The following is a 15025-nucleotide window of genomic DNA, read 5'->3' on the forward strand; positions in this document are numbered from 1 at the left end:
GCTAACATCAGGTGGTTGCGCCGCTTAGGTGTCGATCGGGAAGCGGGCCTCGGCGATTGAGAGACCTTTGAGATTTTCGATCAGATCACGCTCTGCCTGATCCATGATCAGGCTGACGCGACGCTCCAGCGCATGCTCAACCGAGCAACGTGGCGGCGCGTCTTCAGAGACTGGCGTAAGGCGTTCGTCCAGCGCAAGATAGATATCGGCCACGCTTATCCGATCAGCCGCTCGGGCCAACTGCCAGCCACCTGCATGACCCTTTTCAGCCTTGAGAATTCCGGCCTGGCGCAGCTTGCCGAGAACGCGACGAACGACAACCGGATTGGTCTGCGCGTGCTCCGCAATTTCGGCAGATGTGCGCAAGCGATCAGGCTCACTCGCCATATGCGCGACGGAGTGCAGTGCGAGCGACAGGCGGCTGTTCCGTTTCATTGAAGACCTCCACTCGGATCTGTAACTTCCGCAGTTGCTCTTGTCGAGTAACTGATATAGTTGCATGACTCGCAAACCACCGGACGAACCGACACTTGGTCCGTAGCTGATGATGGAGTTTAAGGTGCGATGAGTGGCAGACGTGTTCCTGTTACCCTGCTCAGCGGCTTTCTGGGCGCGGGTAAAACCACTCTCCTCAATGCTGTCTTGCACGACCCGGCCGCTGGGCGCGTCGCCGTGATCGTGAATGAGTTCGGGGATGCAGGGCTGGACCACGACCTGATCGAGCAATCGGATGAAGAGATCGTGCTGATGCAGTCAGGCTGCCTGTGCTGCACCGTTCGCGGAGATCTGTCTCGCACCGTGCAGGATTTGTTGCAGCGTCGCGCGCAAGATGAGATCGCGTTTGATCGGATCATCATTGAAACGACAGGCCTCGCCGATCCGGGACCAATTCATCAGACCCTGCAAGTCGACCCGTTTCTCGCTGGCACCGTCCGCATGGACGGAATCGTCACCGTTGCGGATGCGGTAAACGGCGCCAAAACACTGGATACGCAATTCGAGGCCGTCTCACAGGCCGCAATGGCGGACCTGATCGTGATCAGCAAAACCGACATTGCCGGGCCTGTTGCGATCGAGACCCTTCAGCACCGGCTACGCGCGCTGAATTCTGGTGCACGCATCATGTCTTCGGTCCGCGGTGATGGGCTGATCGGGGCCTTGTGGCACTTGACGGCCCTGCGTGACGACAGCATGCCGACCGATATCTTGGCATGGACCTCCCCAGCGCCGAGGGCAGACGCGTTGGCCCGCGCGACGTCCTTTGGGAACGCCACCGCGCCAGCGCCCCACTCATCCCCACATGACGGTCGGATCGTGACAGCTTCTATCGAGCTGCATGCGCCAATCACAGACCGCCTTTTCGACACTTGGCTTGAGACTTTGATCGCTTTGCGCGGGCCGAACATCCTGCGGGTCAAGGGGATCGTGTTCCTCGACCGGCTGGATACGCCCTTCGTCTTTCATGGCGTCCAGCATGTTTTTGATCGCCCAAGGCCAGTGAAAGACTGGCCGTCACACGACACACGTACCCGGATCGTCGTGATTGCGCGTGACATGACTCAAGAGGAGCTAGAGCGATCCTTCGACATGCTGCGCGCCCATGAAGCAATTGAACAAACGGACGCTTAGGAGACCGGACGGCCATGCACATAGCCACCGAAACGCACCTACCTGTTCCCGTCTGCCATTTGTCCCGCATTGAGGCTGCACAATGAACAGAAATCTCGGGCAGAGTAGCCTGCGGCGCAGACGGCGGCCCTCAGACCCCATGGCGGCCTACGATCAGTTGCCCGCGCCGCTGCGGGCGTGGCTCTCTGAGGCGGCCCTGCCTTGGTCACCAAAATCTGTACACCGAATCTGGACAAACGCCCGCGCCCGCGGAGCGTCCACAGAAGAGGCTCTGGCATCACTGAACCGCGCTGAGGCGCGCATGTTGTTGCGCGACCGATATTCAATAACGTTCAAATCAAATTCTGTGGCCTAGAGCGGCCCAGCACGGGTTCTCGCTATTCAGAACAGCCCGGCGTCCTCGCATAGGGATATTGATTGCGCGCGCCTGCCTTACGACACTACACCGGACAGCGCTGTTCAGTTGAGCGGGAAAGGGATGAATTGTTTTGAGTAGGGCGACACTGCGCATTCCAAACAAGGCTGCGCGCCAGCTATGGCTCAGCTGCAATGGCCTGGCGCAAACGCCGACGGGCCCGCTCGATTTGATGCAAATCATCCGAGACCTGGGATTCGTTCAACTTGATACGATCCAGGTGGTCGCCCGCGCCCACCACCATATCCTGTGGAGCCGCAATCAAAACTATCGCGAACCGATGTTGGATCGGTTGCTCGCAAAGGATCGCGCGATCTTCGAGCATTTCACGCATGACGCCTCGGTGTTGCCGATGGAGTTTCTGCCGATGTGGCAGCGGCAGTTCCGACGCAAGCAGGCTCAACTCGACAAGGGGGGATGGTACAAAGACCTCCCCGACGCAGAGGCGCGTGCCGCGATCAAATCCCGGATCGCGCGCGAAGGTCCGCTCTGCACCACGGATTTCGAGAGTAAGCGCAGCGGTCCAAAGGCGATGTGGTCGCGACCACCGCACAAGCTGGCGCTGGATTACATGTGGTATTCCGGGGAACTTGCGACATGCCACCGGCAGGGCTTCACCAAATACTATGACCTTGCCGAGCGTGTCTTCCCTCCACACGAACGCTCAATCCAGATGCCGGACCACGCACAGATCGATTGGCTGTGTCGCGCCGCGCTCGACCGGATCGGCTTCGGAACACTCGGAGATATCCAGCGGTTTTGGGACGCCGTCGGCCGGGACGAGGTTGGAACCTGGTTCGATCCGATCGAAGACGCGTTTGTGCCGGTTGAGGTGGAAGGTGCTGATGGCAGCATCGCAGCCGCAATCGCTCCAGCAAATATTGAGGAGCGCCTGGCAAAGCTGCGCCCCGTCACCAGTCGTTTGCGGATCCTGAACCCATTTGATCCTGCGATCCGTGACCGCACCCGGTTGGAGAGGCTCTTCGGGTTTGAATACCGCGTCGAGATGTTCGTGCCTGCGGCGAAACGCCGGTGGGGCTATTATGTCTTCCCGATCCTTGAGGGCGCGCGCTTCGTCGGCCGGATCGAAGTAAAGGCCGACCGCAAGGCATCGACACTATCCGTCCTGAATTTCTGGCCGGAATCACGCGTCAAATGGCCGGCCTCAAGACAGGCGAAACTGATGGCTGAGCTGGAGCGATTGCAACGCTTCGTAGGGCTTGAGACATTGGTCGCGCCCTGGTGACCCGTCGTGCGGGCCCGATCTGGGTTCTCCGCACGTCCCGTGCCCGTTGACGCCTAGCCTGCGGGCAAATGTTGCGACAGGAACTGTGCAAGCGCTGCCCAGTATTCCGCCCCGTCGCTGCTATCAAGCGCCGAAGCACCATGTCGCCCCGCCCCGCGCGGCACGAACCCGGTTACGACGCTGTTGATGCGTTGCTCGAAGGGCCGCCACTGATCTGTTTCACTGCGCGCGGCCGTCAGGAACACCGGCACCTGAATGCGGCCAACCTCACTGCTGACAAAGTTCGGCGTCCCGAAATATTCGCCCGGAGAGAAGGACATCACTGCATCGGCAAAGGTCGGGTCACGCCCGGCCAATACGAGTACAAGACTTGAAGAATAGGACGATCCCAAAACGCCAACAGTTCGGGCGCCGGGCTGCTGACGCGCCCAAGCGGCCGCCGCGATGAGGTCCGGTATCGCCTGAGCGAAACCAGTGCTTCCACCAAGCTCGGCCACCGTCTGGTTGCGCACACCATTGGCCTGACCACCCGAACGTTGATCCACCGCGAGCGTGGCGTAGCCCATCGCGTTCAAACGGTCCGCGATTTGCGCGTACTCGCCGCGGCTCGAACGGGCCTGATGGAAGAGAACGATGATCGTTGAATATCCGGCGGCAGGCGCCTGAAACTCCGCCGTTACGGCTACACCGTCGGATGCCTGGAACCGGACCGTTTCAGCCTGTGCGGCCTGAAGCGCGAACGTAGCGAGGGCAATGGCCGCTAGAAAGAATTTCATAAGCTGTCTCCAAATGATCATGCGATCCTAGCATCACCGGGTCAGCCAATCTGGTCACATTCCTGTCAAATCTCCGCACACTATCGCCCCCCTTGCCACCGGGCGCCGCGGGTTAACCTAGTGGTTTTTCCGATGGCTGAGCCGCGTGTCATTGCGGTTCTTAATGTGGCAACCCTACGCCTTAGTGATCCAGTTGCTGGGAAGTGCTGGAGCTAGCTGAATATGCGGGGTCATGGGCCTTCATGGCGGCCACCCGCCTAGCCGCACTTGGAGAAGCCGCAATTGCCGCAGGTCAGGCATCCCTCGGCCATGCGCATCTCGTAAGCTCCGCAATTGGGGCAGGCCGGGCCAGGGGCGGCGGAGGCGTTGACGCGTTGTGCGACGGGGTCTTCGCTCAACCCCATGCCTTCCCCTGCGAGGAAACCGATCCCGATCATGTGTTTTTCGATCACTCCGCCTATGGCCGCAAGGATCGAGGGGACGTATTTGCCCTGCATCCATGCGCCACCGCGTGGATCGAAGACGGCCTTGAGTTCTTCAACCACGAAGCTGACATCGCCCCCGCGCCGGAACACGGCGGAGATCATACGCGTCAGCGCCACGGTCCAGGCGAAATGCTCCATATTCTTGGAGTTGATGAACACCTCGAAGGGCCTGCGTTGCCCGCCCACCACGATATCGTTGACGGTGATGTAGATGGCATGCTCGGAATTGGGCCACTTGATCTTGTAGGTCTGACCTTCCATCACCTCGGGCCGGTCGAGCGGATCGGTCAGGGAGGCTTGCACCAGTGGCTCAGCCGGCTTCTCCCCCTCCACGCTCAAAACACTGCCGGTCACAGCGTTGGGCCGATAGGTCGTGCAGCCTTTGCAGCCGGTGTTCCATGCTTCCATGTAGACGTCCTTGAACGCCTCGAAGCTGATGTCGGCGGGGCAGTTGATCGTCTTGGAGATGCTGGAGTCGACCCATTCCTGCGCCGCGGCCTGCATCCGCACATGATCAAGCGGGTCAAGGTCCTGCGCGGTGACGAAATGATCGGGGAAAGGGGCATCATCGAACTTGTCGCGCCACAGCTGCACAGCGTAATCGACGACCTCCTCTTCCGACCGGGTCCCATCCTTCTCCAACACCTTGCGGGTGTAGGCATGGGCGAAGACCGGTTCGATCCCGCTGGACACGTTGCCCGCGTAGAGGCTGATCGTGCCGGTTGGCGCGATGGAGGTGAGCAACGCGTTGCGAATCCCATGCTTGCTGACGGCCGCGCGCACATCCGGGTCCATTGCGCGCATCGTCTCCCCATCGAGGAAGGCTTCTGCGTCAAACAGCGGAAAGGCGCCCTTCTCGCTCGCAAGCTGTGCGGAGGCCAGATAGGCCGCGCGGGCGATCCGGCGTAACCAGTGTGACGTCAGCTGCGCGGCCTCCTCCGACCCATAGCGTTCCCCCACCATCATCAACGCGTCAGCCAGGCCCGTGACCCCCAACCCGATCCGGCGCTTGGCCTGAGCCTCTGCCTCTTGCTCAGGCAGGGGGAAGCGGCTGGCATCGACGACATTGTCCATCATGCGCACTGCGGTGGCGACAAGCTCGCCCAGCGCATCCTCATCCAGTGCCGCGCCCGCGCCGTAGGGATCATCGACAAGGCGGGCGAGGTTGATGGACCCAAGCAGGCAGGCGCCATAGGGCGGCAGCGGCTGCTCCCCGCAAGGGTTGGTCGCTGCGATCTCCTCAGCGTAGTAGAGATTGTTGCGCTGATTGATGCGGTCGATGAAGATCACGCCCGGTTCGGCATAGTCGTAGGTCGAACGCATGATCAGGTCCCACAGAGCCCGCGCCTGAACCCTGCGATAGACCTGTCCATCGAAGGTCAGTTCCCACTCCGCATCTGCCTTTACGGCGTCCATGAAGTCATCTGTCACCAGTACCGAGAGGTTGAAATTGCGCAGACGTGCAGGGTCCTGTTTGGCCGTAATGAAATCTTCGATATCGGGGTGATCACAGCGCAGCGTCGCCATCATTGCGCCGCGCCGCGCGCCGGCGCTCATGATCGTGCGACACATCGAGTCCCATACATCCATAAAGCTGAGCGGCCCGCTGGCATCTGCTGCGACACCTGTAACCAAGGCGCCCTTGGGACGTATGGTCGAAAAATCATAGCCGATCCCGCCGCCCTGCTGCATGGTGAGCGCCGCTTCCCGCAACATCTCGAAAATGCCACCTAGCGAGTCCGGTATGGTGCCCATGACAAAACAGTTGAACAGGGTCACGCTGCGGCCTGTGCCTGCACCAGCGATGATGCGTCCTGCGGGCAGAAACCGGAAATCCGCCAAAGCATCGTAAAAACGTGCTTCCCACGCGGTGCTGTCTTCCTCGACGGCCGCCAGCGCTTTTGCGATTCGGCTCCACGTCTCCTCGACAGTTTCGTCCACAGCCGAGCCGTCAGCCTCTTTCAGGCGGTACTTCATATCCCAGATGCGCTCTGAAATCTGCATTGCGAACTGCGACATGGAACCATCCGGGCTTCTGCTTGATTGAGGGAATGAGTATGTCCCTGCAGGAAGCCCGGTCAACTGCGCCAATTGGTTGCGGTTTGCTACGCTACCTGTGACAATCGCGTTGTACACCAATCGAGACAGACATGAATGACGGCCACGTGAACCTGCTGAAACTCTGCGTCGGCGCGGAAAAAGTCGCCGATCTGGAGGCCTGGCAAAAACGTCAGCGCGCACAGCGAACAGCGCAGGGATTGGAGCCGGTTCACATCCACGTCACGCGCATGTGGCCAAAGCGGCAGGATGAGATCCTGAATGGCGGATCGCTATATTGGGTGTTCAAGGGGCTGGTCCTGGCACGGCAAGAAATTGCACGCCTTGATGAAGTTGTGGGGTCGGATGGCATCCGCAGATGTGGTATCGTGCTTGTACCGGAAATCATTCGGACCCAACCGATGCCGCGCCGCCCGTTTCAGGGCTGGCGATATTTCGCTCCGGAAGACGTGCCTGAAGACCTCGACACTGCCGATGGCGGTGAACCTGAACTGCCGGCCGGGTTGGCAACAGCCCTGTCTGATATGGGCGTGAGATAGCCAAGATGACGCGCGCTGACGATGTTCTCGAAGAAATCCTGAATCCGGCGAGGGATCTGTTCCTCGCGCGGGTGCTGGAGGAGATCGCGTTCGCTGCGGACCGCGACTACGACTGCGAGACCGATGTCATCCGCCGCGATGTCGATGGCGGCCTAGAGCGGTTCGGACCGTTGAACCTGCCAGAGCGCCGTGATTTGCAGGCACGGCGGAACGGGCAGGAATTCCGCTTCGATGTGACAGAGACGCAATCCGTTCAGTTCGATGCGTTCAAGCTGCTGCATGGCGATCTGGGCGAAGTGCTGATCCACCCATTCCGCTGGCAGGCGTTGTCAGTCTATTTCAGCACTAAGGCGGATGAGACCGGCACGGTACCGAACTGGGGCGCCCTGCGTCTCTGGTTTCTTGAAGCGTTTCAGGTTCGGTTCAGCGAAGCGAGTGAGGAGTTTCGCTGCACGGTTCACGCCCTGCGCGGGCCAGAGCGCACGGATACCGGCTGGACCATAAAACTCGATCTCGGCTCCATGCCGGTGGAAGGGCTGCATGATTTGCTCGACGCGCTGGGGCGATTGGACGCGTCAGATGTGACTCTTTCGTCCGATCAGCCGGGTGTGCCGGTCACTTCTGCTGCGCCGGAGGCGTGAAGGACGCAACGCTCATCCGCGCGGCCAGCTCATCAGCAATCTGCCGTGTCTCAGGCGACCAAGCCGCCGTGGCTGAGGCAAACAGCGTCGCCTGCGATTTCAGAATAGGCGCATCGCTCAAGATTTTCAGGTGGTTCGCGCGCAAGGTCTCTCCACTTGAGGTGATGTCGGCCACCACTTCCGCTGTCTCGTTCTTGATCGTGCCTTCCGTGGCGCCCTGACTATCCACCAGCACATAGTCCGCAACGCCATGTTCTGAAAAATAGCGCCGGACGAGATTGTGATACTTCGTCGCCACCCGCAGACGCATACCATGGTCCGCGCGGAACCGCGCCGCCACATCATCGAGATCGTCCATCGTGTCGACGTCGATCCACAGCTTTGGCACTGCGACAATCAGGTCGGCATGGCCAAAACCCATCTCCTGCACAGGTGTGATCACAGATGGGTCAGCGATCTTTTCCCGCACCAGATCAGTGCCGGTGACGCCCAGATGAATACGTCCCGCAGCAAGCTCTCGCGGGATCTCACCGGCGGACAGAAGGACAAGCTCGATCCCATCCAGCCCAATGACAGAGCCTGCATACTCGCGCCCGCCATCGGTACGCGAAATCTCGATGCGAAACTGCGAGAACCACGAGATCGCATCTGCCTGCAAACGGCCTTTCGAGGGCAGACCCAGTTTCATGATGCAGCCTTTCGCGACAGAAGAGCTTCTGGTCGAATGATGCCACCCACCGCAGGTATCGCGGGGCCCAGCGCAGCCGTCAGCGCATCATATCGCCCCCCGGACGCGACAGGGGGAAGATCCGGCCGTTCCCGATCAACGAAGCCGAAAACGAACCCGTCATAATATTCCATGGTGGTCCGACCAAAGCTCGCAGCAAAGGGCAACGCCCCACCATCAAGACCGGCAGCGTCAAGCGCAGCAATCCGGGCTTCCAGTCGCTGAGCGGCTTTGGCGAGCGGTGGGAAGTTATGGGACAACTCTGTCAACTCAGTTAGAGCACTAAACAGGGAACCTTTTGTATCAAGGACTTGCTGCAACATCTGCCGCTGCTCACCACTCAATTCCGGCAGTTCGCGTTCAGCAGCAAGGTCGCTCAATCGCGCAATCACCTCATCGACCGAGCGAATGCCATTCTGAGGTGAAGCGGTCAGCGCAGCGGCCCGCCAGTCCTCAACAGTCTGGTCGAGCAACGCCGCGCGTCGTGTCGTGTTGCTGAAGGTGTCGAGCACGCGCCGGAACCGTTTGGGCCGCCACACATGACGGCGCAGCATCCCCGCACGACGCGCATCAATATCGAGCGCGTCAATCGCCGCAAACAGCACACCCAGATCACCGGTCTCAACCGCCAATCCCTGCCCGGCGAGTGCGGCGGAAAAAAGTGCAAAGACCTCTGCATCGACACGCGCTGCATCCGAGGCATCAAAGATTTCGAAACCAACCTGCAAATACTCAGTCGGACGCCCGCTGCCCGGCTCCTGCCTGCGCCAGACTGGCCCGGCATAAGCATAGCGGGCGGGTTCTGCCCCATGGGCCGCATGCATCTGTGTCACGGGCACTGTGAAATCCGGGCGCAGCATCCGTTCGCCCAAAACCGGGTCCTGCGTGACATAGGCACGTCCGCGAATGTCCTCGCCGTAAAGGTCGAGCAGCACATCCGCATCGAGCAGGGCGCCCGGCTCTACCTTTTGCGCACCGGCTTCGGCGAACAGAGCCATCAGGCGCGAAACCTCTACCTCCAGCCGTTCCAGACCGGTGCCGATTCTGCCATCAGGCATATAGGCGCGCGCGGCGATCATCCCTCGCGCCGCGCGATCATCGCCCGGACCTCTGCAACAAGGTCGGTCCGCGCGACCTCCATCTGTGCGGGCTGAGCCTTCCATTCTTCATTTGTTGTGATGTTGGCGGCCAGCCCCGCGCCGAGCGCAAGATCCTTTAGCTGGATCGCGCCACGCTCTGCCTCGTCACTTCCCTGAATGACCGCAACCGGCGCATTCCGCTGATCGGCATATTTCAACTGTCGACCCATATCCTTGGGATTGCCAAGGTAGAGCTCCGCCCGGATACCCGCAGTGCGCAATTCACCGACCATTGCCTGATAGTCAGCCACCCGGCCCTTATCCATCACCGTAACAACGACCGGTCCGGTCGTATCGGTCGCAATCCGATCTTGAGCGACGAGCGCAGCCAAAAGGCGGTCGACGCCCAAAGACACACCGGTTGCAGGCACTTCCTGGCCGATGAACCGCTTCACGAGGTCATCATACCGCCCACCACCGGCGACGGACCCAAACTGCCGCACGCGCCCCTTCTCATCGAGAATCTCGTGCGTCAGCTCCGCCTCGTAAACGGGCCCGGTGTAGTAACCCAAACCGCGCACGACAGAGGGGTCCACCAGAACCCGGTCCGTGCCATACCCTTGGGCGGCCACAGCCTCCGCAATGGTCTCCAGCTCCTGCACGCCACTCATGCCGATGGCCGATCCAGCAACCAGCTCGGACAACCGAGCTGTGGTTGCCGCATTGTCATCGCGCAAAGCAGACACGAAACCCATGACGATCTCCGCCTGTTCCGCGCCGAGACCCGCACCGTTCGTGAAATCGCCCGAGGCATCCTTGCGCCCCTCACCCAGCAATGCACGCACACCGTCTTCCCCAAGACGGTCAAGCTTGTCGATCGCGCGCAAGACGATGCCCCGCGCCGATTCCTGATCCGGCCCACCAAGCCCGGCGACTTCCATCACCCCGTTGAGCACTTTGCGGTTGTTCACCCGCACGATATAGCCGCCGCGTTCGATTCCGACCGCCTCCAGCACGTCCGAGAGCATCGCACACATCTCTGCATCCGCTGCAACCGTGGGCGTGCCGACCGTATCCGCATCGCACTGGTAGAATTGGCGATAGCGGCCAGGGCCGGGTTTCTCGTTGCGCCAGACAGGGCCGACCGCATAGCGCCGATAGGGCGTGGGCAAGTCGTTGCGATGTTGGGCATAGACCCGCGCGAGCGGTGCCGTCATGTCATAGCGCAGCGCCATCCAGCTTTCATCTTCGTCCTGCCACGCAAAGACGCCCTCGTTCGGGCGATCCACATCGGGAAGAAACTTGCCCAGCGCCTCGACGGTCTCAACGGCAGGGCTTTCCAGCGGGTCGAATCCGTACTGATGATAAATATCGGTGATCGTGCGCAGCATTTGGCCGCGCGCCGTCACTTTGGCCCCGAAATAATCGCGAAAACCCCGGGGATTCACTGCTTTGGGGCGCTGCGGTTTCTTCTTCTTGTCCTTGGCCATCGGATCCGTCCTCATCACCCCGCATGGGTGTCGCGCGCGGTTTAGCCCAGCCCCGTGCATGGGGCAAGCAAGCCGCCCCATTCATCTTTCACCAATACCGCATATTCGTCAGGCGAGCCGGGGGTAAAGCCCCGCATGAAAGACCAGCGGGTGGGCCTTGGCGTCGTGCGAGACGCTCTCGACATGGCCTACGACGATGGCGTGGTCTCCGCCGGGATGGATCGCATGGTGACGGCATCGGAGCACGGCCGCGCATCCTGGAAATTCGGGAACGCCGTCCGGCCCCTCTTGCCATTCCACCTCAGCGAAAGGGGCATCGCCGGACCGCGCAAAGCCTGCTGCAAGATCAAGCTGCTCTGCGTTCAGAATGTGGATGGTGAACCGTTCTGCGAGCGTAAACGCCTCAAACCGGGCGGATCGGCGGGCGGGCGCCCACATCACCAGAGGCGGATCCATCGAGAGAGATGAGAAGCTGTTGGCGGTCATTCCAAGCGGCACATCATCGTTGAGGGCTGTGACGACCGTAACCCCGGTTGCAAACGCACCGCACGCGTTGCGCAAATCACGCTCAGTAAATTCGATCATCGCATCAGCTCCTGCGCTTTTGCAGCTCGTCTATCTGAATTTGCATACGATGCAATCCGGTCTAGGGTTCTTTGCATGGACCAGATCCTCTCAAAATAGCGGCATCGCCATGTCGGAAGCCAAACTTTACCAGCCCGTAAAGGCGCTGCTGGAAGCACAAGGATATACCGTGAAAGGGGAAATCGGCCCCGTCGACCTGATGGCGGTCCGGGGCGACGATCCGCCCGTAGTTGTCGAGCTGAAAACGGGGCTGACGATGGCGCTGCTGCTGCAAGGCGTCGACAGGCTCGCCCTGACGGACCATGTCTATCTGGCCGTGCCTAAGCTGCCCGCACGCGGGCGCAAGGGCTGGGCACGGGTGAAAGCCATGCTGCGCAGGCTGGGCCTTGGCCTGATCGTTGTGCGTGAAGGGATTGCGGAGGTTCATCTGGACCCCGGCCCCTATGCACCGCGCGGCAACAAGGCCCGCACCGCACGTCTGCTCAAAGAATTTCAGCTGCGTGAAGGCGATCCATCGCCCGGTGGTGTCAGTCGAACCGGCATCATGACGGCCTATCGGCAGGCCTGTATCCGTCTCGCAGATCACCTGGCCGAACACGGGCCAACCAAGGCATCCGTTGCGGGTGCAGCCGTTGGCGCAGAGAAGGCCGCACAGCGCATGCGCGACAATCACTACGGCTGGTTCGAGCGTGTTGCGGTCGGGGTCTATGACCTTACGCCAAATGGACGCGCCGCACATCTGGAGCGGCTTGCCGCCTCCGTCGAGACCAATTCGGGAGAGTGAAGCCGCGACCGGGTGCGCCCGATGCATGGACGGCCCCCATCCTTCGCGCTAATACCTTGCGCAAAGGGAGCCTTTCGCATGTCGCTCAACAGTTTCGGTCATCTTTTCCGCGTCACAACTTGGGGGGAAAGCCACGGTCCCGCGCTGGGCGCAACTGTCGATGGTTGCCCACCGGGTGTCGAGGTCTCTGCCGAGATGCTGCAACACTGGCTCGACAAGCGGAAACCGGGAAAAACCAAATTCGAAACCCAACGCCGAGAGCCTGACGCCGTGAAGATCCTCTCCGGTGTATTCGAAGGCAAGACCACCGGCACACCGATCCAGCTGATGATCGAGAATACCGATCAACGCTCAAAGGACTATGGCGATATTGCCGAGACGTTCAGGCCCGGACATGCCGACATTACCTATTGGCAGAAATACGGGATCCGCGACTATCGTGGTGGTGGCCGCAGCTCTGCACGGGAGACGGCAGCCCGTGTAGCGGCCGGCGGCATCGCCCGCGAAGCACTCAAAACCCTCGCGCCAGACCTACGTATCATAGGGGGTCTTGTTCAGATGGGTCCGCACAAAGCAGAGTCGCGGAATTGGGACGAAGTTGAAAACAACCCGTTCTGGACCCCCGACGCCGCCGCAGCCGAGCTTTATGCCACCTATCTCGATGGCATCCGCAAGGCGCACTCTTCTGTCGGTGCCGTGATCGAAGTCGTCGCACAAGGCGTACCGGCCGGCATCGGTGCGCCGATTTATGGCAAGCTCGATACGGATCTGGCCGCCGCAATGATGAGCATCAACGCCGTAAAGGGCGTTGAAATTGGGGAAGGCATGGCCGCTGCCGCATTGACGGGTGAGCAGAATGCGGACGAAATCGACATGGGCCCGGATGGTCCGGTCTACTCTTCGAACCATGCAGGCGGCATCCTTGGCGGAATCTCGACAGGGCAGGACGTGGTGGTTCGCTTTGCGGTGAAACCGACCTCCTCGATCCTGACGCCGCGCCGGTCGATCCGCAAAGATGGCTCCTCCACCGAGGTGGTTACGAAAGGGCGCCATGACCCCTGCGTCGGTATCCGGGCCGTTCCGGTAGGAGAGGCGATGGCCGCTTGTGTCATCCTCGATCACATTCTGCTGCATCGCGGTCAGATCGGCCGAAATCAGGGCCCGATCGGAGGGATCGTTTGATGAAGCGTCTGCTTGCCCTGCTGGCCCTGCCCCTGCTCGCCGCTTGTGAGCGCGAACCGATCATCACCGTGGTGACGGTCCAGGTGGAGCCTGATCGCGTCGTGGAACCTCGTCGCTTTTTCGTTGATGACAACCTGCCTTTCGATCTGACGGAAGGGGCGAACATCAACGACATTCCCGCTGACTGGATCGAGCTGTTTTGCACGCTGAGCTGGGAGACACGCCCCGAACCCGTGACCGGCATCCAGCAATGGAACCCGTGCCTGCGGGCAGACATGTTCAACGATGGCCCTCGCGTCACGCCAGCCCCCACGGCGGCGGTGAGTACGGTTGATGCGGAGTTTCTGCCACCCATCGAGTCTTTCGACCCCACAGAGTTGCAGCGCCTGCTGGGCGGCGGTCTCGTCGAAAATGCCGATGGCAGTTTCTCGCGCACCGACGGATTCTGATCCCTTGCCAGAACAATCCTTTCTTGGCTAAAGGGTTGCCACCGCACCTTTGCGGAAAACCGGAGCGTTTATGTTCGAGCTTGTAACCCGCGACTGAGATGTCCCCGTATGGGATATCGCCAGCCCGCTGATCCCACCCTGCATGTGCGGGTGCAATTGGCGTGTTTCCAAGCTGAACAAGACCAATGAACATTTCAAAAGACGAACAGCGCGTCCTGCACGTGCTGTCCCAAGGCGGTGAAATCCGCCACGAGCGCGGCGCAAACGGAAAAATCGAGCGAGTGCGCTGCTTCACCCATGACGGCAATGTGCTGAGCAACTGCACACTTGCCCTCTTCAGCCGCCTGCGCCGCCGTGGCCTGATCCGCTCCACCGGTGGGAAACCCTATCGCGCCTCGCAATTGGGGCGCAGCGTCGTGCGCGCGCAACTCGACAACAGGACCTGACTTATGACTTACAACTTAACCCCACGCGCACCGCGCGACGATGAAGCCCCGCAGATCATCAATATCTGTGCACAAAGTGGCCTGTTCACATCAGAGGAACTTGCGGGTTTCTCCGAACAAATCGCAGCTGACGCGGCGGCTGGAACCCTTGGTGAGCAGTGGCGCGTGGCCGGGAGGACGGGGATCGAAGCCGCGGCATTCTTCGGGCCGGAGCAGATAGCCGACGGTGTCTGGAACCTGTGGTTCATCGCGGTCCTGCCTGATCGGCGGGGCAGCGCAATCGGCACGCAACTGATTGCCGATGTCGAGCGGGAGGCTGCAAAGCAGGGCGCGCGCCTGCTCATCGTGGAAACCTCCGGCGATGCGAATTTTGCGGCAACACGCCGCTTCTACCGCGCACGGGGCTATGAGGAAGAAGCGAAAATCCGGGATTGGTACGGCGACGGGAGCGATAAGATCATCTTTCGCAAACGCACGTAGCTGCCGCTCATCTG

General features: G+C 60.8%; 17 protein-coding genes. 10 read left to right on the forward strand and 7 right to left on the reverse strand.

Annotated features, from left to right (window positions below; translation table 11 throughout):
• Positions 1-24: 24 nt before the first annotated feature.
• Positions 25-435, reverse strand: a complete 411-nt coding sequence (locus tag POI8812_RS02105) for an Rrf2 family transcriptional regulator (protein WP_108780867.1) — start codon at positions 433-435, stop codon at positions 25-27.
• Between the two features lie 129 nt (positions 436-564).
• Between POI8812_RS02105 and POI8812_RS02110 the strand changes: the two genes are divergently transcribed.
• From POI8812_RS02110 to POI8812_RS02120, 3 genes are all read left to right on the forward strand, one after another.
• On the forward strand, positions 565-1629 hold the full coding sequence (locus POI8812_RS02110; protein WP_108780868.1) for a CobW family GTP-binding protein: 1065 nt from the start codon (positions 565-567) through the stop codon (positions 1627-1629).
• Between the two features lie 82 nt (positions 1630-1711).
• On the forward strand, positions 1712-1984 hold the full coding sequence (locus POI8812_RS17760; RefSeq protein ID WP_108780869.1) for a DUF6525 family protein: 273 nt from the start codon (positions 1712-1714) through the stop codon (positions 1982-1984).
• A gap of 133 nt (positions 1985-2117) precedes the next feature.
• Positions 2118-3290 (forward strand): winged helix-turn-helix domain-containing protein, encoded by a 1173-nt coding sequence (locus tag POI8812_RS02120; RefSeq protein ID WP_245895208.1) that lies wholly within the window; start codon positions 2118-2120, stop codon positions 3288-3290.
• A 53-nt stretch (positions 3291-3343) separates the two neighbouring features.
• Here POI8812_RS02120 and POI8812_RS02125 read toward each other — a convergent pair whose 3' ends face one another.
• Entirely contained in the window at positions 3344-4066 is a 723-nt protein-coding gene (locus tag POI8812_RS02125; protein WP_162844858.1) for a serine aminopeptidase domain-containing protein, read from the reverse strand.
• Between the two features lie 257 nt (positions 4067-4323).
• Positions 4324-6570, reverse strand: a complete 2247-nt coding sequence (locus POI8812_RS02130; protein WP_108780871.1) for an adenosylcobalamin-dependent ribonucleoside-diphosphate reductase — start codon at positions 6568-6570, stop codon at positions 4324-4326.
• Between the two features lie 131 nt (positions 6571-6701).
• Here POI8812_RS02130 and POI8812_RS02135 point away from each other — a divergent pair, with 131 nt between their 5' ends.
• Positions 6702-7148: a DUF1489 family protein gene (locus POI8812_RS02135; RefSeq protein WP_108780872.1), complete on the forward strand. Its 447-nt coding sequence runs from the start codon at positions 6702-6704 to the stop codon at positions 7146-7148.
• Positions 7149-7153: 5 nt separating this feature from the next.
• Positions 7154-7789 (forward strand): hypothetical protein, encoded by a 636-nt coding sequence (locus POI8812_RS02140; protein WP_108780873.1) that lies wholly within the window; start codon positions 7154-7156, stop codon positions 7787-7789.
• Here POI8812_RS02140 and hisG read toward each other — a convergent pair.
• From hisG to POI8812_RS02160, 4 genes are all read right to left on the reverse strand, one after another.
• Complete coding sequence (hisG, locus tag POI8812_RS02145; protein WP_108780874.1) at positions 7764-8477, reverse strand: ATP phosphoribosyltransferase; 714 nt, start codon at positions 8475-8477, stop codon at positions 7764-7766. The genes POI8812_RS02140 and hisG overlap by 26 nt on opposite strands.
• Complete coding sequence (locus POI8812_RS02150) at positions 8474-9595, reverse strand: ATP phosphoribosyltransferase regulatory subunit (protein ID WP_245895210.1); 1122 nt, start codon at positions 9593-9595, stop codon at positions 8474-8476. The genes hisG and POI8812_RS02150 overlap by 4 nt, the downstream gene beginning before the upstream one ends.
• Positions 9592-11085 carry a histidine--tRNA ligase gene (hisS, locus tag POI8812_RS02155; protein ID WP_108780875.1) on the reverse strand — a complete coding sequence of 498 codons (1494 nt, stop codon included), beginning with the start codon at positions 11083-11085 and terminating at the stop codon, positions 9592-9594. The genes POI8812_RS02150 and hisS overlap by 4 nt, the downstream gene beginning before the upstream one ends.
• A gap of 108 nt (positions 11086-11193) precedes the next feature.
• Positions 11194-11670, reverse strand: a complete 477-nt coding sequence (locus POI8812_RS02160; protein WP_108780876.1) for a flavin reductase family protein — start codon at positions 11668-11670, stop codon at positions 11194-11196.
• Positions 11671-11779: 109 nt separating this feature from the next.
• On the opposite strand from POI8812_RS02160, the gene POI8812_RS02165 reads away from it, so the two are divergent.
• The 5 genes from POI8812_RS02165 to POI8812_RS02185 all read left to right on the forward strand — a co-directional run bounded on the left by POI8812_RS02165 (position 11780) and on the right by POI8812_RS02185 (position 15011).
• Positions 11780-12454: a DUF2161 domain-containing phosphodiesterase gene (locus tag POI8812_RS02165; RefSeq protein ID WP_108780877.1), complete on the forward strand. Its 675-nt coding sequence runs from the start codon at positions 11780-11782 to the stop codon at positions 12452-12454.
• A gap of 78 nt (positions 12455-12532) precedes the next feature.
• Positions 12533-13636, forward strand: coding sequence for a chorismate synthase (gene aroC / locus POI8812_RS02170; protein ID WP_108780878.1), 1104 nt, complete (start codon positions 12533-12535; stop codon positions 13634-13636).
• On the forward strand, positions 13636-14085 hold the full coding sequence (locus POI8812_RS02175) for a hypothetical protein (protein ID WP_108780879.1): 450 nt from the start codon (positions 13636-13638) through the stop codon (positions 14083-14085). Before aroC ends, POI8812_RS02175 begins: the two co-directional genes overlap by 1 nt.
• A gap of 185 nt (positions 14086-14270) precedes the next feature.
• Entirely contained in the window at positions 14271-14531 is a 261-nt protein-coding gene (locus POI8812_RS02180) for a YjhX family toxin (RefSeq protein WP_108780880.1), read from the forward strand.
• A gap of 3 nt (positions 14532-14534) precedes the next feature.
• Entirely contained in the window at positions 14535-15011 is a 477-nt protein-coding gene (locus POI8812_RS02185) for a GNAT family N-acetyltransferase (protein ID WP_108780881.1), read from the forward strand.
• Positions 15012-15025 lie beyond the last annotated feature (14 nt).

It is taken from the genome of Pontivivens insulae (assembly GCF_900302495.1).
Classification (GTDB): Bacteria; Pseudomonadota; Alphaproteobacteria; order Rhodobacterales; family Rhodobacteraceae; genus Pontivivens; species Pontivivens insulae.

Bases quoted from the DNA above. Each gene is read 5' to 3' on its own strand.
- POI8812_RS02140 (WP_108780873.1), top strand. From the start codon at position 7,154: ATGACGCGCGCTGACGATGTTCTCGAAGAAATCCTGAATCCGGCGAGG.
- POI8812_RS02110 (WP_108780868.1), top strand. From the start codon at position 565: ATGAGTGGCAGACGTGTTCCTGTTACCCTGCTCAGCGGCTTTCTGGGC.
- hisG (WP_108780874.1), bottom strand. From the start codon at position 8,477: ATGAAACTGGGTCTGCCCTCGAAAGGCCGTTTGCAGGCAGATGCGATC.
- POI8812_RS02165 (WP_108780877.1), top strand. From the start codon at position 11,780: ATGTCGGAAGCCAAACTTTACCAGCCCGTAAAGGCGCTGCTGGAAGCA.
- hisS (WP_108780875.1), bottom strand. From the start codon at position 11,085: ATGGCCAAGGACAAGAAGAAGAAACCGCAGCGCCCCAAAGCAGTGAAT.
- POI8812_RS02180 (WP_108780880.1), top strand. From the start codon at position 14,271: ATGAACATTTCAAAAGACGAACAGCGCGTCCTGCACGTGCTGTCCCAA.
- POI8812_RS02135 (WP_108780872.1), top strand. From the start codon at position 6,702: ATGAATGACGGCCACGTGAACCTGCTGAAACTCTGCGTCGGCGCGGAA.
- POI8812_RS02185 (WP_108780881.1), top strand. From the start codon at position 14,535: ATGACTTACAACTTAACCCCACGCGCACCGCGCGACGATGAAGCCCCG.
- POI8812_RS02160 (WP_108780876.1), bottom strand. From the start codon at position 11,670: ATGATCGAATTTACTGAGCGTGATTTGCGCAACGCGTGCGGTGCGTTT.
- POI8812_RS02150 (WP_245895210.1), bottom strand. From the start codon at position 9,595: ATGATCGCCGCGCGCGCCTATATGCCTGATGGCAGAATCGGCACCGGT.
- POI8812_RS17760 (WP_108780869.1), top strand. From the start codon at position 1,712: ATGAACAGAAATCTCGGGCAGAGTAGCCTGCGGCGCAGACGGCGGCCC.
- POI8812_RS02125 (WP_162844858.1), bottom strand. From the start codon at position 4,066: ATGAAATTCTTTCTAGCGGCCATTGCCCTCGCTACGTTCGCGCTTCAG.
- POI8812_RS02105 (WP_108780867.1), bottom strand. From the start codon at position 435: ATGAAACGGAACAGCCGCCTGTCGCTCGCACTGCACTCCGTCGCGCAT.
- POI8812_RS02175 (WP_108780879.1), top strand. From the start codon at position 13,636: ATGAAGCGTCTGCTTGCCCTGCTGGCCCTGCCCCTGCTCGCCGCTTGT.
- aroC (WP_108780878.1), top strand. From the start codon at position 12,533: ATGTCGCTCAACAGTTTCGGTCATCTTTTCCGCGTCACAACTTGGGGG.
- POI8812_RS02130 (WP_108780871.1), bottom strand. From the start codon at position 6,570: ATGTCGCAGTTCGCAATGCAGATTTCAGAGCGCATCTGGGATATGAAG.